The organism is Hydrogenophilus hirschii, from assembly GCF_054656675.1.
The window spans coordinates 1,253,849-1,276,968 of record NZ_BAAHXQ010000001.1 but is presented as its reverse complement, the minus strand read 5'-3'; the positions used below and the strand labels follow the sequence as shown (position 1 = coordinate 1,276,968).

The window sequence follows — 23,120 nt, the reverse complement described above, 5'->3', positions numbered from 1 at the left end:
GCTATTCTATCTTTTCTGAATCGAAATTGACCCTTTTTGAAGGGAGGCGAGGCCCAATCGTTTTTTATCGAGGAATTACCGTCAAAGGGTAGGGGCGCGGTAAACTCGCCGTGATCCCGCCCCCGGGCATCTAGAGAAAAGAACGGAGTGAAACCATGAGCACGCGCGACCCCGCTTTTCGTGAAGCAGCGCTCGAGTACCATCGCCGCCCTACCCCGGGCAAGATTTCTGTCGTTCCCACCAAAAGTCTCTCCAACCAGCGCGATCTGGCGCTCGCCTATTCACCCGGTGTGGCGTTCGCGTGCGAAGCGATCGCGAAAGATCCGTTGCAATCCTACGAACTCACCGCTCGGGGCAACCTCGTTGCGGTGATCACCAACGGAACCGCGGTGTTGGGTTTGGGGAACATCGGCCCCCATGCCGCGAAGCCGGTGATGGAAGGGAAGGGGTGTCTGTTCAAGAAGTTCGCTGGGATCGACGTCTTCGATATCGAGCTCGACGCGAACGACCCCGACAAAGTGATCGAAATCGTTGCTGCGCTCGAACCGACTTTGGGGGGCGTGAACCTCGAAGACATCAAGGCGCCCGAGTGCTTCTACATCGAGAAGAAGCTGCGGGAGCGGATGAAAATCCCGGTTTTTCACGACGATCAGCACGGCACCGCGATCATATCGGCTGCGGCACTCTTGAATGGTTTGATCGTCGTGGGCAAACGGATCGAAGCGGTCAAACTGGTTTGTTCGGGTGCCGGTGCCGCTGCGATCGCATGTCTGGATCTCATGTGCCAGCTGGGGTTGCGCAAAGAAAACATCTTCGTCTGCGATTCCAAAGGGGTGATCTATGAAGGGCGTGAGCCCGACATGGAGCCCAACAAAGCGCGCTATGCGCAACGCACATCGGCACGCACGCTGGCGGAGGTGATCGAAGGGGCGGACGTCTTCTTGGGGTTGTCGCAAGCAGGGGTGCTCAAGCCCGAGATGGTGGCGAAGATGGCCAAGGATCCACTCATTTTCGCATTGGCGAACCCCACGCCGGAGATCATGCCGGAAGAGGCGAAAGCGGTTCGACCCGATGCGATCATCGCGACCGGCCGTTCCGACTACCCCAATCAGGTGAACAACGTCCTCTGTTTCCCGTTCATCTTTCGCGGTGCGCTCGACGTCGGGGCGACCACGATCACCGAAGCGATGAAAATCGCATGCGTGCATGCACTGGCAGAGCTGGCGCGCGCGGAGACGAACGACGTGGTCGCGAACGCATACGGCGGCATCGAATTGACCTTTGGTCCCGAATACCTCATCCCGAAGCCCTTCGACCCACGCTTGATCGTCCGAATCGCGCCCGCCGTGGCGAAGGCAGCGATGGACTCGGGGGTTGCGACACGGCCGATCGACGACTTCGACGCCTACCGGGCGCAACTGCAAAACTTCGTCTACCACTCCGGCGTGGTGATGAAACCGATCTTTACCGTCGCGCGTTCGCTGCCGATGGAGGAAAAGCGCGTGATCTTCTGCGAAGGGGAAGACGAGCGGGTGTTGCACGCCGCGCGCGCGGTGATCGACGAACGGCTGGCGCGGCCGATTCTGATCGGCCGCCCGGCGGTGATCGAGATGCGGCTGAAAAAATTGGGTTTATCGCTGGAACCGGAACGCGATTTCGACCTGGTCAATCCCGAGTCCGACCCGCGCTACAAACCGTTGTGGCAACAGTACCACAAGATGATGGCGCGGTGCGGGATCACGCCGGAAATCGCCAAAGCGCGTATGCGCCGCGATACGACGCTGATCGGGTGTATGCTGCTCAAGAACGGTGAAGCGGACGCGGTGATCTGCGGAACCTTTGGCACGTTCGAATACCACCTGCAGCACGTCCGCGACGTGATCGGTTTGGCGCCGGGTGCAAAACTCTTGGCTGCGATGAACATCGTGATGACCGGCAAGCACACGCTGGCGGTGGCCGATACCTACGTCAATTACGACCCGACCGCCGAGCAGGTGGCGCAGATCGCCGCAATGGCCGCCGACGAGTTCGCCCGTTTTGGGATCGAACCGCGGGTTGCGCTCCTGTCCCATTCCAATTTCGGTTCCGCCAATACCCCTTCGGCGCGCAAGATGCGCGAAGCGCGTGATTTGCTCCATGCACTGCGGCCCGATCTCAACATGGACGGCGAGATGCACGCAGATGCGGCGCTGTCGCACGAGGTGCGCAGTCGCTTGATCGACGACGAAGATTGCACCTTGAGCGGTGAGGCGAACGTACTGATCATGCCGACCGTTGACGCCGCCAATATTGCGTTCAACCTGGTGAAACAGGTTTCAGGGCAAGGCGTTTCCGTTGGGCCGATGCTGCTCGGTGCCGCGATGCCGGTTCAGATTCTGACGCCGTCGGCGACGGTGCGGCGGTTGGTCAATATGACGGCGGTGGCAGTAGTCGACGCGAACGAATTGCGCGACCGTTTGATCAACACGTGATTGGGAGAACGAAATGACGACGATTCACGCGATTCGAATCTCGGAGCACGGTGGGCCTGAGGTGATGCAGTGGGAACCGGTCTCGTTGCCTGCTCCTGGGCCTGGAGCAGTGCAAGTCCGCAACCGTGCCGTTGGTGTCAATTTCATCGATATCTACCATCGGACCGGTCTCTATCCCGTGCCGCTGCCCTCTGGTCTCGGTCAAGAAGGAGCGGGCGAAGTCGTTGCGGTGGGGGAAGGAGTCACCGACCTTCAAGTGGGCGATCGGGTGGTCTATCTCACTCCCACTCCGGGTGCGTACGCGGAAGCGCTCAACATTCCCGCCGACCGCGCGGTGAAATTGCCCGATGCGGTCTCGTTCGAGGTCGCCGCAGCGATGTGGCTGAAGGGGCTCACGGCGCAGTACCTGTTGCGGCAGACCCACAAGGTACAACCAGGGGAGTGGCTGTTGGTCCATGCGGCTGCCGGCGGGGTGGGGTCGATTCTCGTGCCGTGGGCGAAGCGTCTTGGCGCAAAAGTGATCGGCACAGTCGGCAATGACGACAAAGCCGCACGGGCCAAAGCGCTCGGTTGCGACCACGTGATCGTCTATACCCGGGAGTCCTTTCCAGAACGGGTGCGTGAATGGACCGGCGGGCGCGGTGTCGACGTCGTCTATGATTCCGTGGGTGCCGCAACCTTCGAAGGCTCGCTCGATTCGTTGCGTCCGCTGGGGTTGATGGTCTCGTACGGCAACGCTTCCGGTAAGGTGCCCCCTTTCGATATCGGGTTGCTCGCCGCGAAAGGGTCACTCTTTCTCACCCGTCCGACGCTCTTTACTTATACGGCCGAGCGGGCCAACCTCCTCAAAATGGCGGAAGAGCTGTTCGCTGCGTGGCAAGCGGGGTGGTTCACGGTCGAGATCGGGCAGCGGTTTGCGTTGTCCGACGCAGCCGACGCGCATCGGGCATTGGCGTCACGGCAGACGGTAGCGAGCACGATCCTGGTGCCATGAGCACGCAGGCGCATCCTTTCGTTCATCTTCGGTTGCATACCGAATTTTCGATTCGCGAAGGGATCGTCAAAATCCCGGACGCGGTGAAACGGGCTGCCGCCGAAGGGATGCCCGCACTGGCGATCACCGACGTGATGAACGTCTTTGGGCTGGTCAAGTTTTACAAGGCGTGCCGCAGCGCTGGGGTGAAGCCGATTATCGGGGTTGACGCCCGTGTTGCCCACCCGGATGCGCCGAATGACCCCGAACGTGCCCTTGAACTGCTCTTGATCGTTCGCAACCGCGACGGCTATCGGCAGCTGTGCGAATTGGTTTCACGCGCCTGGCTCGAGAATCAGCATCGTGGCCAGGCGCTCTTGCGCCCGGAGTGGCTCACTCGTGAAACGTGTGCCGGACTCATGGCGCTTTCGGGTGGCGCCCGTGGCGTGCTGGCGCCAGCATTGTTGGCAGGAGAGACACGGGGGGCGAAAGCAGCGCTGGCCCACTGGGCCGGGTGTTTTCCCGACGGCGCGTTCTTTGTCGAGGTGCAGCGTGCGGGTCTCCCCAACGAAGCGGAATACTTGGCGGCAGCGGTCCCTTTTGCGGCAGAGTTGGGTGTACCGGTGGTCGCAACACATCCCATCCAGTTCCTTCGCCCAGAAGATTTCACCGCCCACGAGGTGCGGTTCTGCATCGCCGAAGGGTATGTCCTCAACGATCCCAACCGTCCGCGCCCGTTCACAGAAGCGCAGTATTTCCTCTCCGCCGAGGAGATGGCAGATCGTTTTGCCGATCTCCCGGAAGCGCTCGAGAATACGCTCCTCATTGCGCAAAAGGCGAATTTGACGATCACGTTGGGCAAGAGCTTTTTGCCGGCGTTCCCGACCCCGGAAGGGATGTCGCTCGACGAATTCTTCATCAGCGAAGCAAAGCGTGGGCTCGCGGCTCGACTCGAAGAGCGCTTTCCGGATCCGGAAGAGCGGGAGCGGGAGCGCCCCCGTTACGAGCAACGGCTGGCGTTCGAGTGCGACACCATCATCCAGATGGGGTTTCCCGGGTACTTCTTGATCGTTGCCGACTTCATCAACTGGGCGAAACAAAACGATGTGCCGGTGGGACCGGGCCGCGGTTCGGGTGCGGGCTCGCTCGTTGCTTATGCGCTGCGGATCACCGATCTCGACCCACTCTCCTATGCGCTCCTTTTCGAACGGTTTTTGAACCCGGAACGGGTCTCGATGCCCGACTTCGACGTCGATTTTTGCCAGGAGAAGCGTTATCGAGTGATCGACTACGTGCGCCGAAGGTATGGCGCTCAAGCCGTGAGCCAGATCGCGACGTTCGGCTCGATGGCGTCCAAAGCGGTGGTACGCGACGTCGGCCGCGTGTTGGGTCTTCCCTATGGGTTGTGTGACCGGATTTCGAAGCTCATTCCCACCGAAGGGGTGAAGCCGGTTTCGCTGGCGAAAGCGCTCGAACTGGAGCCCCAGCTTCAAGAGCTGATGGAAGACCCCCAAGACGGGGAAGCGATTCGCCAGTTGTTCGAATTGGCGCAACCGCTGGAAGGATTGACGCGCAACGTCGGGATGCACGCGGGTGGGGTACTGATCGCACCGGGGAAAATCACCGATTTTTGCCCATTGTTCGTGCAAGAGGGCGATGACCCCAGCCCGGTGTCGCAGTTCGACAAAGACGACGTCGAAGCGGTTGGGTTGGTGAAGTTCGATTTTCTGGGGCTCAGAAACCTCACGATCATCCGCGAGGCGCTCGATCAGATCGAACGCTTGACCGGGGCACGCCCCGACTTGGCGCGCATGGGATTCGACGATCCTCAAACCTACCAGCTCCTGCGTGACGCGAATACCACCGCGGTCTTCCAGTTGGAATCCGAAGGGATGAAGAAGCTCCTCAAGAAGCTTCAGCCCGACCGTTTCGAGGACATCATCGCGGTGCTCGCGCTCTTTCGCCCCGGTCCGTTGGGCTCCGGGATGGTCGATGACTTCATTCTCCGCAAGCAAGGCAAGCAGGCGATCGACTACTTCCACCCGGACCTAAAGGCGTGTCTCGAACCCACCTACGGTGTGATCGTCTATCAAGAGCAGGTGATGCAGATCGCGCAGATCATCGGCGGCTACACCTTGGGGGCGGCCGACCTCTTACGGCGCGCGATGGGGAAGAAAAAACCGGAAGAGATGGCGAAACACCGCGAAATCTTCCGTCAAGGAGCGATCGAGCGCGGCTACGACGAAGCGCTGGCGATGCGCCTCTTCGATTTGATGGAGAAATTTGCCGAATACGGGTTCAACAAATCGCACACCGCGGCGTACGCGGTGGTGACCTACCAGACCGCGTGGCTCAAGCGCCACCATCCTGCGCCCTTCTTTGCCGCGACGCTCTCGTCCGACATGGACGACACCGATGCGGTGAAAACCTTCTTCGACGACGCTTGCGCCAATGGCTTGACGGTATTGCCGCCCGACGTGAATGTTTCGGAGTACCGTTTTCAGGCGATCGACGCGGCAACCATCCGCTATGGCTTGGGTGCGATCAAGGGGGTAGGGGAGCCGGCGGCGAACGCGATCGTCACGGAACGGCAGCAACATGGCCCATTTCACGATCTGTTCGATCTGGTGAGCCGGGTCGACCGGCGGGTGGTCAACCGCCGAGTACTCGAGCAGTTGGTGCGCGCGGGGGCGCTCGATACGCTTCCCGGCCACACCCATTTGCGTGCCCCCGACGGATTGTGTGACCGGGCACGGCTATTCGCGAGTGTGGGACTCGCGCTCGAAGTGGCGGAACAGCGGGCAGCGTCGGCGCAGCAGTGCGGGCTCCTCGACGACGAACCCGAGGCGAACGGATCGTACACCCCCGAATTTCCCGCAGTGCGCCCGTGGACCGAACGGGAGCGGTTGAAAGAGGAGAAATTGGCGATCGGTTTCTTTCTTTCCGGCCACCCCTTCACCGCGTTTGCGGCGGAGTTGCGGCAAACCGTCCCCACCAAGTTGGCGGATTTGGCTCCAAGCCGCGACGCCGTATGGGTGTGTGGTGTCGTGGTGGAACTGCGAACCAAAATGGGGGCGCGGGGTCGGATGGCGTTCGTGACCCTCGACGATGGCAGCGAACCGTGCGAGGTGCTTTTTTATCGGGAAGTCTTTGATGCCGTTCGACAGATCGTGGTCGTGGACGAACCGCTCGTCGTGCGGGTCAAGGTTGCGCCGGATGACTATAGCGGTGGGGTTCGGGTCGTTGCCGAAGAAGCGCTTTCGCTTCCCCAATGGCGGGCGCGACAACTCAAGGCGATCGAAATCACCATTCCCGAATCGGTGGTCGATTCTCCAGTTTCGGCGCAACGGTTGAGCGAGACGATCGAAGCTTTTCGCGTGCCGAGTGCGTCGCCCGAAGGGGCAAAAATCGAAATGCGCGTCGCGTTTCCCGAAGGCGCGGTGGTGGCGCTGCGCGCCGCACGGGACGCGATTCGGGTCAAACCCGAGGATGCGCTTCTCACGGAATTGCGCGGGTTCCCAGAATTGGCGGTCAGGTTACGTTACTGAATAGGCGCAGCAGTTTTGGCTTCCTGTTCGTTGCGCAACGCGTAGAGGGTTTCGCTCAACGTCGGATATTCGGCATGCGCCCCCAGTTCGGCAAGAAAACCGCTGCGGGCGAGCGCCCGTTTCGGTTGCGCTTGAAGACCGACCAAGCGCAGCGATCCGCCGTGCCGTTTGATCTGGCGGTCGAGGCGCTCCAAGAGCTCGATACCGGCATCGTCGATCGCAATCATCTGATGGAGGTCGAGCAAAACCCATTGCGGCCAGGTTTTGCGTCGCAAGAGGGCGTCGAATTTCGGCACCACCCCGAAAAAGAGCGGGCCTGAGAAGCGGTAGGCTTCGACCGAGCCGTCTGCCGTGGAATCGCGCAACGCTTGTGCGGCGGGGTGGTGGGTCAAGTCGATAGGGTGGATCGCGCTCAGACGGGTCATGCGGTGGATGAAACTGAAGCTGGTCAGCAGCAGCCCCACTTCCACTGCGATCGTCACCTCAAAGAGCACGGTGAGAAGAAAGGTGATGAGGAGCGTGGAGCGGTAGTTGGGCGGGTAGCGGCGCAGCAACCGCCAATGCATGCGTCGCCAGCTTCCCATGTTGTACGCGGTGACCATCACGTTCGTCGCCAATGTTGGCAACGGGACATGGGTCGCGGCAGGGGCAAAAAGGACGATGAGGAACAGCACCGTGAGCGCGTGCACGAGTCCAGAGATGGGCGTTTGCGCCCCGCAGCGAATGTTGGTTGCGGTGGGTCCCATCGCACCGGTAGCGGGAAGGCCGCCCACCATCGGAGTGAGCAGGTTGGCAACACCTTGGGCGAAAAGCTCTTGGTTGGGGTTGTGGAGGTCGTCGATCTTTTCATCGGCGAAACGGGCCGTCACCAGGCTTTCGGTGGCGCCGAGCACCGCGATGGCGAGCGCTGCCGGTAAGAGTTGCGTAAATTGAGTCCAATCGACCACGGGGAGCGTGAACGCAGGCAGCGAGCTCGTGATTGCGCCGAAACGGCTACCGATCGTTGCGACCGGGAGTTCGCCCCACCAGACGATCGCCGTTCCCGCAACCAGCGTGACCAGGGGTGCCGGCAACCGTTTGAGTTTGGGAATGCGCCGTTCGAGCCGTGTCCAGCCAAGAAGGAGTGCTAGGGACACGCTGAACAAATCAGCATTTTACTGGAAATGAGCGAGAGTGACCGTATCCCTTCGACATTCACACCTCGGTGGGCAAGAAATGTCTTTTTTGCCGCCATTTTCGGCTGGCTTTCGCCCCGTTTCTCGGCGAATTTCCTCATTTCGCCCCTCTCAGGACGCACCTTGGGCGTTGAGTGCAAACAATTGCCGCTTGGCGATCAGCAGATTCGCCAACCCAAAGAGCGTGTAGAGCTGCGCAGTGTTCTTCGCCAATCCCTTGTAGCGTACCTTCTTCATGCCGAAGAGGTTCTTGACGATGTGAAACGGGTGCTCGACCTTGGCACGCACGCTTGCCTTGAGTTGCTCGATCTTGTCGATCAACCTGCCCATCGCCGTCTTCGGCAGCGCCTTGCGTTTGCCCGGACGCATCGCAACTTCCCATCGAACCTTGCCGTTGCGGTTCTCTTGCCGCTTCTCGACGCCCTGGTAGCCCGCATCGCCAAAGGCCACTTTCTCTTCTCCATGCAGCAGGGCATGGGCTTGGGTGACATCATTGGTGTTGGCCGGGGTGGTCACCAGCGTGTGGGTGATGCCGGTTTCGGCATCGACGCCAATGTGGGCTTTCATGCCAAAGTACCACTGATTGCCCTTCTTGGTTTGATGCATTTCCGGATCGCGCTTGCCGCTTCGGTTCTTGGTCGAGGACGGTGCGGCGATGATCGTGGCATCAACGACCGTGCCTTCCTTGAGGATCAAACCCTTCTGCGCCAGCACGGTATTGATGGCAGCAAAGATGCGCTCGGTCAGATGGTGCTTTTCCAGCAGGCGGCGAAACTTGAGCAGGGTGGTGGCATCGGGCGCAGACTCCCGCGACAGGTCGATGCCAACGAAGCGCCGGATGGCCTGGCTGTCGTAGATGGCGTCTTCGATCCCTTCATCGGACAATCCGAAGCACTGCTGGGCAATATACATGCGCAGCATGCGTTCCACGCCAATCGGCGGCCGGCCTCGTCCGGTTCCCTTCGGGTAGAACGGTTCGATCTCAGCCACCAGCGCCGACCAAGGCGTTACCGCGTCGATTTCGGCAAGAAACCGGTCGCGCCGCGTCACTTTCTTCTTGCTCGCATATTCAAGTTCGGAAAAGCTCGCTTGCATCGTCAAGTGCCTATCAAATGTCAGTACTTCAATTGTCGCATGTCAGGGATGAGTTCGGCCCCATCGATCTGCGAATAAATCAGTGTGTCCCTAGGGAACCGAAACCCAGCGCCGCGCTTGCCGGCTGCAGGGTGGGGAGGGCGTCGTAAAGCGCCCGAAGCTTGCCAACGAGTCCGCTCGGGGGAACGGCAAGCGCCAATCCCAGAAAATCCTTGACTTGGGTCAGGATGATGATCACCGCGATGCCGTTGATGAAACCGGTGATCACCGAGTTGGGGATGAGGCGGACCAGGTTGCCCAAACGAAATAGACCGAGCAACAGGAGGATCAAACCGGCAAACCAGGTGGCGGCAAGAAGCGCCGACGGCCCGAATTGGCTGACGATCGCAAAGAGCAGCGGGATAAAAGCGCTGGCCGGTCCGGCGACCAGAACGCGCGAGCCACCCAGGAGCCCGTAACTGACGCCGGCGATGACCGCGGTCCAAACCCCGTTGAGCGGCGGCGTGCCGCTGGCGATTGCAAACGCCATCGAAAGCGGTAGCGCCAACGCGCCGACGGTGACGCCTGCGGTCAGATCGGCCCACAAATCGTTGGCGCGATAGTGGGGCAGGAGCGTGAAGAGTTTGGGGAGGGGCAGCCGCATCACACCCCGATTTTACACGTAGGAAACGACGGCTTCGCCCCGCTGCCAGTGTTCGCTTGCGGCCAGTGCCGCTTCGAGCGTTTCGAACACCCGGTCGGTTCCCAATTCCTCCAAGAATCCGCTGTTGGTGAGGATGCGCCGCGGTTGGCGGTTGAGCCCGACCAAGAGGAGCACGATGCCGCGCTTACTGAGATCGTTGCGGATCATCTCCAGGGTTTCCAGCCCAGAGGCGTCGATGTTGATGAGTCGATGAAGGTCCAAGATGACGACATCGGGCCAGTCCCGCGTTTCCAGGAAGAGGTCGAGCTTATGGACGGCGCCGAAAAAGAGCGATCCCGAAATGCGGTACGCGGCAACGCGCAACGTGCCATCTTCCCGCCGAAAACGGTCGACGTCAGCGCGCTGCTCGAGCGCGATGGGTTCCACTTCGGTGAGTTGGCTCATGCGGTAGATGAAGCCGAGCGCGGCGAGCACCATGCCGATTTCGACTGCAACGGTGAGGTCAAAGAGCACGGTGAGCAGGAAGGTGGCCAGAAGCGTCACGCGATAACTCGTTGCGAAACGCTTCAGCGCACACCAACGCATTTCCTGCCATTCCCCCATGTTGAGCGCTACGACCAAGACGATTGCCGCCAGCGTCGTGAGGGGCACGTAAGCAGCGGCTGGGGCAAGGAGCAGGACGACCGCGAGCAGCGTCAGCGCATGGACCATCCCAGCCACTGGAGTTCGTCCGCCGGCGCGGACGTTGGTTGCGGTGCGGGCAATCGCCCCAGTTGCGGCAAAGCCGCCGAAAAACGGTGCGGCGACGTTCGCAAGCCCCTGCGCCATCAGTTCTTGGTTCGGGTCGTGGCGGTCGTCGATCATGCCGTCCGCAACACGCGCGGAGAGCAGGCTTTCGATTGCCCCAAGAAGGGCGATCGCAATCGCCACCGGCAGCAGGTCGCGCAGATGCGAGGGGTCGAACGCGGGAAGGTGGATTGCGGGTATTTCCGCGGGAATGCCGCCGAACCGTGTGCCGATGGTTGCAATGGGCAGGGACCAAAGGGCATTGATTGCGGTGGCGACGATCAGGGTGGCGAGCGGCCCCGGCAGGAGTTGCATCCACGCGATCCGCTTTGCCAACCGGTTCCAGACGATCAAGAAGGACAACGACGCCAGCCCGAAAAGCGTCGTGGGAAGATCCCAGGTGGGCAAAGCGGTGATCAGAGCTTGCATTTTGGCGAAGAATTCGCCTGGAAGCGTGTCGATCGCAAGTCCCAGGAAATCTTTGATCTGTGAGAGAAAGATCACGACCGCGATGCCATTGGTGAATCCGATCACGACCGGGATCGGAATGAAGCGGATCAGCCCGCCCAGGCGCAAGGCGCCGAGTGCAAAGAGGAGAACGCCTGCCATCATCGTGGCGATGAGGAGTTGATCGACACCGTAACGGGTGACGATCCCGTAGATGATGGGGATGAACGCGCCGGTGGGGCCACCGATTTGGACGCGCGAACCGCCAAACGCGCTGATCAGGAAACCGGCGACGATCGCAGTCCAGATACCCGCGGCGGGTGACATGCCACTTGCGATCGCAAAAGCCATCGCCAACGGGAGTGCCAAAACGCCGACGGTGACGCCGGCAGCCAGATCATTCAGAAATTGGGCTGTGTGGTAGCCCTGCGTGAGGGTGTCCACCAAGCGGGGACGAAAACGCAACCCATGCATGAAGTTCCTCCAGAGCGCAATGCCGTGACCGAACCAGAACAGTCGAAGACAAGACGTGTGCTGGGGTCACTCGTTTGCGCCCATGAGGAACGTGCAGGTACCAACGGCGGCGGGGCGTGAGCCCCACCCGCGTCAGGGGTGTCGAGGGGATCATTTCACCCGCATGCCGGGCAGCGCCCCGCTATCGGGCGCCAGCAGAAAGAGCCCCGGGACCGTGCCCGATTCGTCGCTCGCGGCGAGCACCATCCCTTCGGAAACGCCAAAGCGCATTTGGCGCGGCGCGAGGTTTGCAACCATGACCGTGAGCCGCCCCGTGAGGGCTTCCGGCGCGTACGCCGCTTTGATTCCCGCGAAGACGGTGCGGTAGCGCGGGGTGCCATCGGGATGGCGTTCGCCGATGTCGAGCGTGAGTTTCACCAGTTTTTTCGCTTCGGGCACGGCTTCTGCCTGAACGATCCGGGCAATGCGCAGGTCAACGGCCGCGAATTGGTCGATGGTGATCTGCGGCGCGATTTGCGGGGCGGGGAGGGCGCCCGCTGCGGCACCATGCGAAGCGGCTGACGCATCGACTGCTGCTGCGTTTGGCTGGGCAGTTTCCGGACGCGCTGCGTCGGTTGCCGAGTGCACCGCAGCGTTTGGCGCATCGGTTTTTGCGATCGTGGCGCGGTTCGCGTCGAGCAGCCGGTCGATCATCGCACGCTCCATCCGGGTCATCAAGGGTTCGAACGGCGCGATCGCGTGGCCTTCGGGGAGCGGCGCCCATTCGCCGTACCATGCCAAGGGTTCTAGCGCCAAAAACTCTTCGATGCGTGCCACCGTCCGCGGCAAGATCGGTTTCAAGAGGCGGGCGATGTCGCGGAACATCGTAAGCCCCGTCGTGCAGACTTCCTGGAGCCGGTCGAGTTGCCCCGCTTTGGCCAACTCCCACGGTTTGGTTTCGTTGATGTAGGCGTTCGCTGCTTCCGCCAGTTCCATCGCCGTACGGGTTACCGCCGCGAAGTCGCCGTTTTCGAACGCCGCATGGAGCGACGGATCGCGGAAGGACGCGGCAAAGGGGGCGAGCACTTCGGCGTTCGCGTTCCCCAATCGGCCCGCGAATCTCTTGTGGATGAAACCGGCTAGCCGTGAGCCGATGTTGACGAATTTGCCAACGAGGTCGCTATTGACTTTCGCGATCAGGTCGTCGAGCGCAAGGTCGACATCCTCCATCGTGCCGTTCGATTTGGTCGCGAAGTAGTAGCGGAGCCATTCAGGGTTGAGCCCGAGATCGAGCCACGAACGCGCGGTGATGAAGGTGCCGCGGCTCTTGCTCATCTTCGCGCCATCGACGGTCAGGAAGCCGTTCACGTATTCTCGCGTTGGCGTGCGATACCCGGAGAAATGGAGCATCGCTGGCCAAAAGAGCGCGTGGAAGTAGAGGATGTCCTTACCGATGAAATGGACGAGTTCGGTTCCTTCGCGCTCGGCAGCCGCTGCGTCGAGGTAAGGGGTCGGGTCGATACCGAGTTTTGCCGCAAGTGCAGCGAAACTGGCGAAATAACCGATCGGCGCGTCGAGCCAGACGTAGAAGTATTTGCCCGGCGCGTCGGGGATCTCGAAGCCGAAATAGGGGGCGTCGCGGGTGATGTCCCAGTCGGCGAGGTGGCTCTCCCCGTCGTCGCCCAGCCACTCTTTGAGTTTGTTCGCTGCTTGTTGCGGCAGCCGCGCTTCGCCCCGCGCATTCTTTCCGCGCGTCCATTCGCGCAAAAACGCCACACAGCGGGGGTCGGAGAGTTTGAAAAAGTAATGGGTCGAATGCTTCAAAACCGGTTTCGCACCCGAAACCGCCGAGTAGGGATCGATCAGTTCCGTGGGGGCGTACGCAGCGCCACACGCTTCGCAGTTGTCGCCATATTGGTCTGGCGTTTTACAGCGCGGGCAGGTTCCCTTGACGAAGCGGTCCGGCAAGAACATCGCTTTGACGGGGTCGTAGAGTTGCTCGATCTCCCGTTCGACGATCAGTCCTGCCGCTTTGAGTTTGCGGTAGATCTCTTCGGCGAAGCGGCGGTTCTCTTCGCTGTGGGTCGAGTGGTAGTGGTCGAACGCAACCAGGAAGTCGCTGAAATCGGCAAGGTGGGCGTCGCGCATTCGGGCAATCAGCGCTTCGGGCGTGATGCCCTCTTTTTCGGCGCGCAGCATCACCGGGGTGCCGTGGGTGTCGTCGGCACAGACATAGTGGACGGTATGACCACACATTCGCTGGTAACGCACCCAGATGTCGGCCTGGATGTAGCCCACCAAGTGGCCAAGATGGATGTCGCCGTTTGCGTAAGGAAGTGCATTGGTAACGAGGATTCTGCGGCTCATGGGTTCGACTTGTGTTGCAGTGCAATGTGCCATTATAGCGCGGGCGCTCCCACTGCTTTGTAAGATAATCGTAGGTGGGTCCGACCAAAGCAAGTCAGGGGATGCGGTAATGGATTGGCAGAGCGAAGCGCTGGAGCCGTTGCGGCGCCAAATGGTGCAATTCGCGACGCTGCAGCTCGACGATGCCGCTGCGGCCGAGGATGCGGTGCAAGAAGCGATCGCTGCGGCGATGCGCCATGCGGCGTCGTTTGCGGGGCGATCCGCGCTCAAGACGTGGGTTTTTGCGATCTTGAAGAACAAAATTCGCGACGAATTGCGCCGCCGTGCCCGTCTTGTGCCCCTCTCTGGTAGCGGCGGTCGCGACGAAGAGGAAGAGCCGCTCACCGAACTGTTCGACCGCAGGGGGCATTGGCTGCCCGATTCGCGCCCGCAGGCGTGGGGCGACCCGGAAGCGGTGGAAAACGACCGGCAGTTCTGGGCCGTGTTCCACCTCTGCCTGGAACGGTTGCCGCCCAAACAGGCACAGGTGTTCATGATGCGCGAGATGCTGGAACTGACGACACCGGAAATCTGCCGCAATCTCGAGCTCACCGAGAATCATGTCAATGTGTTGCTCTATCGTGCGCGGATGCGGTTGTGCGTGTGTCTCGAAGAACGCTGGTTCGAAAGGGATCACGAATGATGATGAATTGTCAGGAAGCCACCCGTTTGCTCTCCGAAGCGCGCGAACGGCCACTGAGTGTTACCGAGAAGTGGGCGTTGCGTTTCCATCTGTTGATGTGCTCGGGTTGTCGCCGGTTCGGGACGCACGTCGACAATTTGGGCCGGTGGGCGAAAGCGTACGCGAAGGGCAAAGGCGAACTGCCTGCGTCTGAGCCGGAAAACGACCCGAACGTGGAATCGCCCCGGCAGTGAAGCGGGTTGGCGGCGAGGTGCTTACCGGGTGGTCAGGATTTTTGGTTCTGGCGTTTGCCAGGGGATTTTTTTGTAGTCGAACCCGCTTTCCAGTGTCGGTTTGATCACCGCAAAATAAGGAGAAAGGTCGAAATCGCGCGGGACGAAGAGGCTGTGGTGGCGCATCTGCCAAATTTCGCGTTGGCAGCCCAGACATTCTGGCGAGTGGATCGGTTCCGTGGTGATGAGCGGCAGGATCGGGTAACCGATCGCTTGAAAAGCTTGTGCGAGCAAAGTGGAACAGATCGCACGCGTTGGATCGCCGCTGCCGAGCGCGAGCATTCGGTGGCGCCAGTTGGTGGGTACCGGCGGGGTGGGCAACAGATAGCGCGCCAGATCGACCACGTTTCGCAAGTCGTACTGGTTACCCAGGCGGTCGAGCGCGAAGCGAATCAGGTTTTCCCGATCTTCGGGGCGTAAGCCGACGGGACGACAGATGCGCGTGTTCAAACCGGCGTATTGCGTGATCCCCACGCTGCGTACCCCTTCGACGAGGTCGGCTTCGATGAAGCAGTGGTCGTGCGGTTTGCCGCGTGCCTGTAACGGTTCGGAGCCGACGAACAGCGCGGCGTGGGACCAGGTCGATTGCGTCAGGTATTTGATCGCGGTGCTGATCCGGTTGTTGCCTTCGACCAAAAGGACGTCGCCTGGCTGCAGCACCGCGAGCAGGCGTTCGGGCGGGGTGGGCGGTGTCAGCGTGTGGAAATGGATCGGACGGGTGAGATAGCGGGCGAGCCATTGGCCCACCCGTTTCAACATCGAGTTCATCCATTCATTATGCCGCAAGATCGCGGTAACGGCGCGCTACCCAGTGATCGATCGCGATCACGCCCGGGCCGCGGGCAATGAGGTAGAGCAGCACGGTGGCCCAGACACCATGGGTGGGATACGCGTCGGGATAGACGAAAACCTGGATCACCGCGGTCATGATCAGGAGGACGAGCGCCGAAAACCGCGTCGCTAAACCGACTAAGAGCAAGATCGGGAAGAGGTGTTCCGCGAACGCGGCGAGCGGTGCCGCAATTTCGGGCGGGATGAATGGCAGGTTGTACTCGTAGCGGAAAAGATCGATCGTCGAATCGGCAAGGCGCGGTCACCCCAAAGACCAGGTGCCCTCGACGAGGTCGACCGCGAATCCTTCGACCTTGGTCTGACCCGATTTCCAGAAGACTGCGGCGATCGAAAAGCGCCCAAGGAGTGCGATCACGCTGTGCGGGATGCGTTCCATCCAGGGGATGAGGAAACGAACGGTACGGGCGGTGATCGTAAGCACCGCTCGGGCGTTGCGGCTGAACCAAGAGTTCATGGCATTTCTCCCGTTGTAGGGTTGGATCCTGGCGTTTCGGGCAAAATCAGCTGTGTGAGTGCCCCATGACGCAGCAAAAGGGCAAAGAGCGCAGCAGGATCGTACGCACTCGCTTCGTCCGCCGCTGCTCGTTCGACCGCGGTACCGAGCGGTTCGCCGTGGTGCAACGCGGCCAAGCAGCGCGCGTCTGCAGGGGTGACGGGGATGACATAGACCGTTTCTTCGCTGCGCACGACCCAAGTCGGTTCGGCGCGCGGTTCGATCGACGCAGCCGTTTGCGAAAACGCGATCGCATCGGCGGTTTCGTGGTAGGCGTGCCACAGCGTTGCGATGGGGTGGCGCGACGCAATGACAGCGACCGACGGATGGAAAACGAAGCGCACGTTGGGCAGTTGCTCCGGTTGGGTCAATGCGTGTTGGAGCACGGTTGGATCGAGCACCGCAGCGTCGGCGGCGTGAAACGCTTGGACGTATGCGTATTCGAGCGCCGAAAGGTCTGGCAGGTAGGGAAAGCGGTCGACAAACGGGAGCGTAGCCAGGAACGCCGGAAACGTGGCTCCGTAGCGAACCAGTTGTGGCGAATCGGGAAGATTCCCAGCGTCGAGGTAGGCACGTGCCACGGCCCAGAATGTCTCTTGCCCCAAAATGGCTTGCGTGACGGGAAAGGTATCCGCGAGGGCTTCGCAGAGCGAAACGACGACGTTGTTGCGGTAGACATTGAAGCGCACGAGTGGATCCGAACCGTTCCAGGTTTTGAGGCCAGATGGGGGTGGTCGTGTGGGATCCAAGAGCGCATCGGTCCATGCGTCCATCACACAGACTCCAGCGCTACCGAATTTGCCGGTTGTGGGTGGGCAGCCGAGAGATAGTGATCGGCAATCTGGGCTTCTGCGACCAGTTCGGCAAGCGGCGGGATGTTTTGGTCACGCTCCAGGAGGGTTGCTATCGGACCGAGATGGGCCAACGCTTTTTGGTAGAGCGTCCAGACCGCGTCATCGACCGCCGCCCCGTGGGTGTCGATCAGGAGCGGACTTCCCGCAGCGTCACGGTCGCGGTGAAAGCCCGCGACGTGGATCTCTCCGACCGCGTGAAGGGGAAGCGTTTCGAGCATCGCGACAGGGTCGCGGTGGTGGTTGATTGCGCTGATGTAGAGGTTATTGACATCGAGCAGTAGCCCACAGCCGGTGCGGCGGACGACTTCCTGAAGGAAATCGCTTTCGCTCCAGGTCGAAGTGGCGAATTCGAGGTACGTCGCCGGGTTTTCCAGGAGCAGACGGCAGCCCAGTGCCTCTTGCGTTTGGTCGATATGGGTGCAAACGCGAGTCAGCGTTTCGTTCGTATAAGGAAGCGGCAAGAGGTCGTTGAGGTAGTAGCCTTGGTGCGAAGACCACGCAAGATGCTCCGAAAACGATTCCGGTTGGTAGCGATCGAGTAGGTGTTTCAGACGGCGCAGGTGCGTACGGTCAAGCGGCGCTTCACCACCCAGTGAAAGGCCAACGCCATGAATCGAGAGCGCGTACCGTTCGCGGATGCGTTCTAGGTTGCGATGAAAGGGACCGCCCGCGACGAAGTAGTTTTCGGCGTGAATCTCGAAAAAACCGATGTCCGGCCATGACTCTTGGATGGCGCGGAAGTGTTCCGGTTTGAGACCGATTCCGGCGCGTGCGGGAAGCTGCGATGGCGACGTGCGAATCATGGTGATTCCCAGAGCAGCGTTTCCCCACCCAAAGGCGGGGAAACGCACGGCGATTACGCCGATTTCTCTTTGAAAGGCTTCAGCTGGCCATAGCCGGTTGGCGAAGTGGGAGACGGGGTTTTTTCACACGTTCCCGCCGGGACGAGTTTCCATGCGTTGCCCTGGTAGTCACGCACCGAAGTGCCCGCACAGGTGGTTCCGGGCCCCGCTTTGCAGTCGTTTTTTCCTTTCAACGCGACACCGTAGCACTTCTCTTTGGCACCGGTGTCCGCGGTTGCAGGCAGCGACGCGGTTGCGAGCGCGGTGCCGAGGGCAACTGCCAGTGCGGCAGCAGTAGCAGTGGTCTTGTTCATGAGAGGTCTCTCCTTCATTTCCGAATTTGGCCCCAAGGTGATACGTCCCGCCGCGGGGCCGTTGCGTGCGGGGTTAGGCCTTAGTCGGGGAGAAACCGCGATTTCTTACACCACCTCCACCCGCCCCTTGAGCATGTTCATCTGGCAGTGAAACGGGTACTCACCCGGTGCGGGCCAGGTGACCGTGACGGTCACGGTCTTGTTCAGGGGCAGGGTTTCGGTGACGTTGGCGCCCTCGAACACGATCTGTTCCGCACAGGGAGACGGGTCCTTGCGGGTGATCTCCAACGTGACGGGCTGGCCAGCGGGCACACGGATGACGCCCGGCGTGTAGGCGCCGTTTTCCGCGATGATTTTCCAGTGTGTTTGCACGGGCAGGTCCTGGCTCGCCGGTTTCCACAACCAGAACCAGTAGATGATGAACGCCGCCGCGCCGATCAAAAGCAGGTTGAGCAGCATCATCTCAGACTCCTCCCTGTGGTAGGCTGGATGTGTCGCGTGAAGGTTTGAACAACCGCAGGCGGTTGGCGTTGGTGACTACGGTAAAGGACGACAGGGACATCGCTACCGCAGCCACCACCGGATTGAGCAGCCAGCCGGTAAAGGGGTAGAGCAGCCCCGCCGCAATGGGGATGCCGGCCACATTGTAGATAAAGGCACCAAACAGGTTCTGGTATATGTTGCGCACCGTGGCGGCGGAGATTTCGATCGCGTCGGCGACCCCGTGCAGGGAGCCCCGCATGAGGACCACGTCGGCGCTTTCGATCGCCACATCAGTGCCACTGCCGATCGCGAAGCCCACGTCGGCTTCCGCCAGTGCTGGCGCATCGTTGATGCCGTCGCCGACCATGGCCACCTTGAGCCCGTGTGCCTTGAACTGGTGCACGTGGTGGGCTTTGTCCTGAGGCAGCACTTCGGCGATTACTTCGTCGATACCGGCCTGACGGGCTACGGCTTCGGCGGTGGTGCGTACGTCACCGGTGAGCATCACGACCTTCAGACCGCGCTGATGGAGGCGGGCAATCGCGTCGCGGCTGTCCGGCTTGATGGGGTCAGCGACGGCGATCAGGCCGGCAGGCTGCCCGTCCACGGCGATGTAGAGCGGGGTGGCGGCTTTGCGGGCATGGGCATCTGCCTTGTCTTGCCAGGCGCTGAAGTCGATCCCTTGTTCTTGGAACCAGCGTATCTGGCCGATTTGGATGCGCTTGCCCGCGACGATACCTTGCACACCCTTGCCGGACAGGGCTTCGAACTGCTCGGCAGGTGGAATGTCCAGCCCGCGTTCGCGGGCTGCGTCCACCACGGAGAGGGCCAGCGGGTGTTCGGAGCTGTTTTCGAGTCCGGCCGCGAGCCGGAGCAGTTCCCTTTCGTCCAGCGAGGCGCTTTCGATCGCTACGACCTTGGGTTTGCCTTCGGTCACCGTGCCGGTCTTGTCCACGACGATCACGTCCAGATTGCTGGCGGTTTGCAAGGCGTCACCATTACGGATCAGCACACCATATTCTGCGGCTTTACCCACGCCCACCATGATGGACATGGGGGTGGCGAGCCCCAGTGCGCAGGGGCAGGCGATAATCAGCACGGTGGTCAGGGCCACCAGTGCATGGGCGATGCGGGGTTCCGGCCCGAAATTGAGCCAGATCAGTGCCGCTGCAATGGCAATGAGCATGACGACGGGGACAAAGACGGCCGAGATCTTGTCCGCCAGCCGCCCGATCGCTGGTTTGGCGTTCTGAGCCCGCTTGACCATCTGGATGATCTGCGCCAGTGCCGTATCCTTGCCGACGCGGGTGGCGCGGAAGACAAACGTGCCGGTCTTGTTGAGCGTGCCGGCAGCTACGGTATCGCCGGGCTGTTTCTCCACCGGTACCGGTTCGCCGGTGAGCATCGATTCGTCCACCAGGCTCTTGCCGTCGGTCACCTCGCCATCCACGGGAATTTTCTCACCGGGCCGTACCCGGATCAGGTCGTCTTTTTGCACCGCTTCCACCGGGATGTCCAGCTCCTGTCCATCACGGATCACGCGGGCAGTCTTCGCCTGCAGATCCAGCAGGCGGCGGATGGCCTGGGAAGTCTTGCCCCGGGCGCGGGTTTCCAGTGCCAGCCCGAGGTTGATGAGGCCGATGATCATCGCGGTGGCTTCGAAATAGACATGACGAGCGCTCTCCGGGACCGCTTCAGGAATTAGTACGACGACCATGGAGTAGAGCCAGGCGACTCCCGTACCGGTGGCCACCAGCGTATCCATGTTGGCGGTGTGGCCCTTGAAGGCACTCCAGGCGCCCTTGAAAAAGTGACCGCCGCTCTTGACCAGTACGCCCAGCGTCAGCAGGCCGATGCCGATCCACACCCATTGGGAAAGCCCCGGCTGTACCGACATTTCGCCACCCAATACGCCATAGAGCATGAGCGGCACACCCAGGCCCAGCGCCACGGTCATGTCGCGCAGGCGGGCCTTGTAGAAGGCCTGTTCCGCAGCGGCTTTCTCGTCCATCGCCGAAGCATCGTCCTGAATCACCTGGGCGCCGTACCCCGCGGCTTCCACAGCCTTGACGAGCGCGTCGGAGTCCGCGTCCCCTTCTACCAGTGCGGTGCGCTCGGCGAAGTTGACACTCGCGCGGGTCACACCGGGTACGCCCCTGAGTGCTTCCTCGACCTTCGCGACGCACGCCGCGCACTTGACGCCGGTCAGAATGAGCTGGCAGGTCCGACCGGCGGGCGCTTCCGTTGCGGTGGCGGGGGCGTCATTCCCTTCGTTCGTGGCGGTGCGCTCAGCGGCTGACTGGGCACTGTGCTGTTCGGTGGGATGCCCATGCGCGGTTCGCGCCGATGGTCGGGTTTCGGCATCGGTCAGTGGTGTGGTGGGGTAGCCCAGTTCGGTGACGATCGCGGCGATCGCTTCCGCGGACAACGCCGCGGTGACTTTCATTCGCTTCGCGTCGAGGTCGATGGTAACCTCCGTCACGCCCGGCTGCGCTATGAGTGCGTTCGTGATCTTTTTGACACAGTTCTGGCAACCCATTCCTTCCACACGAAAGAGCAGTCGGTTGCCTGTCGCACGTTCGTTCATAGGAATCGCTCCCGGTTACCGTCCTCTTGTTCCCAATGTTCGATCAACCGGCAGATGGTGTGCCCGTCGGGTTGGCCATCGGGCATCCTTTGCCATGTGTCCATCGCTTCGGCCATACGGTCACGCAGGCGGGTGAGCGTCTCGATCTTTTGGCAGATTTCCGCAAAGCGGCGTTCGAAGAGATCGCGAACCAGAGGGCAGGGAGAGTGCCCTTTTTCCGCTTCACGGAGGATTTGGGTGATCTCCTTCAGTGAAAAACCCAACTGACGGGCTTTTCGGATGAAGACCAGCGTTCGGTAGTCAGCGTGCCCGTAGCGCTGGTAACCGTTGTTGGGGTCACGTTGCGGGTGGAGTAGTCCCTGCCGCGTGTAGTAGCGCACCGTTTCCGGTGTCACACCGGCCTTCTTTGCCAATTCGCTGACACGCATGTCGTTTCTCCGTATGGCAGAGCGTCAAGGCAGTCTACAACATGCGTGTAACACATAGGTCAAGGGTCAGGCGCGAATGGTTCGAACGCCAAACTTGACCCGTGCGCAGATTGGTGCCCAGTTGCAAAGGATTTCAAAGCGCTGCGATCACCTTGGCGAGGAGATCGCGTACCTGACCGGCCACGGCCTTGAGGCGTTCATTGTCAATCGCTGCCATCGAGGCAAGAGGATCAATGGCGCTGACTTCGATCCCAGAATCTACTTCCCGCAGAATCACGTTGCAAGGCAGCATCGCCCCTATTTTGGGTTCCAGACCGATGGCTTGCCAGGCCATATTCGGGTTGCAGGCGCCCAGAATCTTGTAGCCCGCTATCTCCTTGTCAAGTTTCTTTTTCATGGTGGCCGAGACATCGATTTCGGTCAGCACGCCAAATCCCTGTGCGGAAAGGGCATCGCGAACCCGGGACTCCGCTTCGTCGAGGGTGTAGCCTGTGAGTATCCGATCGATCGTGTAGGTCATGTGCCCCGCTCCTTCGATAAGAAATAGTTGCGGCAGTATACTGCGTTCGCGGCAACACGGCGCTTTCAGAGTAACTGGCCGTGTCGATGATCTGTGGTCAACCCAAACGGATTGGGATAGAATACGTAGCGTTTTGGATGCTGTGCCATCTCCGATCTTGCCTCGTGCCCAGGTGGCGGAATGGGTAGACGCACTGGATTTAGGTTCCAGCGCCGCAAGGCGTGGAGGTTCGAGTCCTCTCCTGGGCACCACACCCTATTGCCGAAGTATTCGCACAAGATGCGATCAGCGTTGCGCGCGCAAGGTTTTTGCCTCACTCTGTAACCCTTTGATGCGTGTTTCCAGCACGCGTAGCTCGGCACGGTAGCGTCGTTCGCGTTCCCGGATCTGTGCCTCCCGGGCTTTTAGCGCGGCTTTGTAAGCACGGGGATCGTCTGGTAGCGGCGTGGCACGGAGCGCGGCAAGATCCGCTTCGAGCTGCGTTTTGAGCGTGCGCCGTTCTGTCATGAGCCGCGCGATCGCTTCGTCGATCTGCGCTAGGCGCAACCGTGTGGCAGGGTCGAGTGGTGGCGCGAGGGCGGTTTTGTTCCGGGATTTCTCCTTCGCGGATGGGGCCGTCCGGGGAGAAGGCGCTGGCGCTGTGGCGTCGATGGGCGGCTGGGGTGCTACCGTGACCGCACGCCCTTGCGTACAGGGACGTTCTTGCCAGACTATCGTGCCGTTCGTCCCTGGGCAACGGTAGAGCGTTGCGGCTTGGCTGACCACGTGGGTGAAGAGGACCGCCACGAAGATGCAGGCGCGGGAGAATTCGCAGCGTGCTCGCATCATATCGGGT

General features: G+C 61.1%; 19 protein-coding genes, 1 tRNA gene and 1 pseudogene. 6 read left to right on the top strand and 15 right to left on the bottom strand.

The features are described 5' to 3' along the window. Positions 1-155: 155 nt before the first annotated feature. From ACYQ4Z_RS06235 to dnaE, 3 genes are read left to right on the top strand one after another with little or no spacing between them, the layout of a single operon-like run. On the top strand, positions 156-2,471 hold the full coding sequence (locus ACYQ4Z_RS06235) for an NADP-dependent malic enzyme (RefSeq protein WP_459860369.1): 2,316 nt from the start codon (positions 156-158) through the stop codon (positions 2,469-2,471). Between the two features lie 13 nt (positions 2,472-2,484). After that, positions 2,485-3,465 carry a quinone oxidoreductase family protein gene (locus ACYQ4Z_RS06230; RefSeq protein WP_119335420.1) on the top strand — a complete coding sequence of 327 codons (981 nt, stop codon included), beginning with the start codon at positions 2,485-2,487 and terminating at the stop codon, positions 3,463-3,465. Continuing rightward, positions 3,462-6,992 carry a DNA polymerase III subunit alpha gene (dnaE, locus tag ACYQ4Z_RS06225; protein WP_459860367.1) on the top strand — a complete coding sequence of 1,177 codons (3,531 nt, stop codon included), beginning with the start codon at positions 3,462-3,464 and terminating at the stop codon, positions 6,990-6,992. The genes ACYQ4Z_RS06230 and dnaE overlap by 4 nt, the downstream gene beginning before the upstream one ends. Here dnaE and ACYQ4Z_RS06220 read toward each other — a convergent pair. The 5 genes from ACYQ4Z_RS06220 to metG all read right to left on the bottom strand — a co-directional run bounded on the left by ACYQ4Z_RS06220 (position 6,986) and on the right by metG (position 13,958). Continuing rightward, positions 6,986-8,128, bottom strand: coding sequence for a SulP family inorganic anion transporter (locus ACYQ4Z_RS06220; protein WP_459860365.1), 1,143 nt, complete (start codon positions 8,126-8,128; stop codon positions 6,986-6,988). The genes dnaE and ACYQ4Z_RS06220 overlap by 7 nt on opposite strands. A gap of 150 nt (positions 8,129-8,278) precedes the next feature. Further along, a complete protein-coding gene (locus tag ACYQ4Z_RS06215) occupies positions 8,279-9,262 on the bottom strand; it encodes an IS5 family transposase (protein WP_108079952.1) in 984 nt (327 codons plus the stop codon). Between the two features lie 79 nt (positions 9,263-9,341). Beyond that, positions 9,342-9,905, bottom strand: a complete 564-nt coding sequence (locus ACYQ4Z_RS06210; RefSeq protein ID WP_459860363.1) for a SulP family inorganic anion transporter — start codon at positions 9,903-9,905, stop codon at positions 9,342-9,344. Positions 9,906-9,917: 12 nt separating this feature from the next. Continuing rightward, positions 9,918-11,612, bottom strand: coding sequence for a SulP family inorganic anion transporter (locus ACYQ4Z_RS06205; protein ID WP_459860361.1), 1,695 nt, complete (start codon positions 11,610-11,612; stop codon positions 9,918-9,920). Positions 11,613-11,762: 150 nt separating this feature from the next. After that, positions 11,763-13,958 carry a methionine--tRNA ligase gene (gene metG / locus ACYQ4Z_RS06200; RefSeq protein WP_459860359.1) on the bottom strand — a complete coding sequence of 732 codons (2,196 nt, stop codon included), beginning with the start codon at positions 13,956-13,958 and terminating at the stop codon, positions 11,763-11,765. Positions 13,959-14,067: 109 nt separating this feature from the next. Between metG and ACYQ4Z_RS06195 the strand changes: the two genes are divergently transcribed. Beyond that, complete coding sequence (locus ACYQ4Z_RS06195) at positions 14,068-14,640, top strand: sigma-70 family RNA polymerase sigma factor (protein WP_459860358.1); 573 nt, start codon at positions 14,068-14,070, stop codon at positions 14,638-14,640. Beyond that, entirely contained in the window at positions 14,637-14,873 is a 237-nt protein-coding gene (locus tag ACYQ4Z_RS06190) for a zf-HC2 domain-containing protein (protein ID WP_459860356.1), read from the top strand. The genes ACYQ4Z_RS06195 and ACYQ4Z_RS06190 overlap by 4 nt, the downstream gene beginning before the upstream one ends. A gap of 21 nt (positions 14,874-14,894) precedes the next feature. Here ACYQ4Z_RS06190 and ACYQ4Z_RS06185 read toward each other — a convergent pair whose 3' ends face one another. From ACYQ4Z_RS06185 to ACYQ4Z_RS06145, 9 genes and pseudogenes are all read right to left on the bottom strand, one after another. Next, positions 14,895-15,671, bottom strand: a complete 777-nt coding sequence (locus ACYQ4Z_RS06185; RefSeq protein ID WP_459860354.1) for a YiiX/YebB-like N1pC/P60 family cysteine hydrolase — start codon at positions 15,669-15,671, stop codon at positions 14,895-14,897. A 16-nt stretch (positions 15,672-15,687) separates the two neighbouring features. Beyond that, positions 15,688-16,140, bottom strand: a pseudogene (locus ACYQ4Z_RS06180) (DoxX family protein). A gap of 74 nt (positions 16,141-16,214) precedes the next feature. Further along, entirely contained in the window at positions 16,215-17,030 is an 816-nt protein-coding gene (locus tag ACYQ4Z_RS06175; RefSeq protein ID WP_219971841.1) for an HvfC/BufC family peptide modification chaperone, read from the bottom strand. Then, positions 17,030-17,914 (bottom strand): MNIO family bufferin maturase, encoded by an 885-nt coding sequence (bufB, locus tag ACYQ4Z_RS06170; RefSeq protein ID WP_219971840.1) that lies wholly within the window; start codon positions 17,912-17,914, stop codon positions 17,030-17,032. Before bufB ends, ACYQ4Z_RS06175 begins: the two co-directional genes overlap by 1 nt. 53 nt (positions 17,915-17,967) lie before the next feature. Beyond that, a complete protein-coding gene (locus ACYQ4Z_RS06165) occupies positions 17,968-18,267 on the bottom strand; it encodes a BufA1 family periplasmic bufferin-type metallophore (RefSeq protein WP_219971839.1) in 300 nt (99 codons plus the stop codon). Between the two features lie 105 nt (positions 18,268-18,372). Next, the gene (locus ACYQ4Z_RS06160) at positions 18,373-18,729 is read right to left on the bottom strand and encodes a cupredoxin domain-containing protein (protein ID WP_119335411.1); all 357 of its coding nucleotides are present in this window, start codon (positions 18,727-18,729) and stop codon (positions 18,373-18,375) included. Position 18,730: 1 nt separating this feature from the next. Next, positions 18,731-21,337, bottom strand: coding sequence for a heavy metal translocating P-type ATPase (locus tag ACYQ4Z_RS06155; RefSeq protein ID WP_459860350.1), 2,607 nt, complete (start codon positions 21,335-21,337; stop codon positions 18,731-18,733). Next, positions 21,334-21,765, bottom strand: a complete 432-nt coding sequence (locus ACYQ4Z_RS06150; RefSeq protein WP_219971838.1) for a MerR family transcriptional regulator — start codon at positions 21,763-21,765, stop codon at positions 21,334-21,336. The genes ACYQ4Z_RS06155 and ACYQ4Z_RS06150 overlap by 4 nt, the downstream gene beginning before the upstream one ends. 133 nt (positions 21,766-21,898) lie before the next feature. Beyond that, positions 21,899-22,285: a DUF302 domain-containing protein gene (locus ACYQ4Z_RS06145; RefSeq protein WP_459860348.1), complete on the bottom strand. Its 387-nt coding sequence runs from the start codon at positions 22,283-22,285 to the stop codon at positions 21,899-21,901. Positions 22,286-22,451: 166 nt separating this feature from the next. Here ACYQ4Z_RS06145 and ACYQ4Z_RS06140 point away from each other — a divergent pair. Further along, positions 22,452-22,536 (top strand) — tRNA-Leu (locus tag ACYQ4Z_RS06140). Positions 22,537-22,570: 34 nt separating this feature from the next. On the opposite strand, the gene ACYQ4Z_RS06135 is transcribed toward ACYQ4Z_RS06140, so the two are convergent. Next, on the bottom strand, positions 22,571-23,113 hold the full coding sequence (locus ACYQ4Z_RS06135) for a hypothetical protein (protein ID WP_119335407.1): 543 nt from the start codon (positions 23,111-23,113) through the stop codon (positions 22,571-22,573). Positions 23,114-23,120 lie beyond the last annotated feature (7 nt).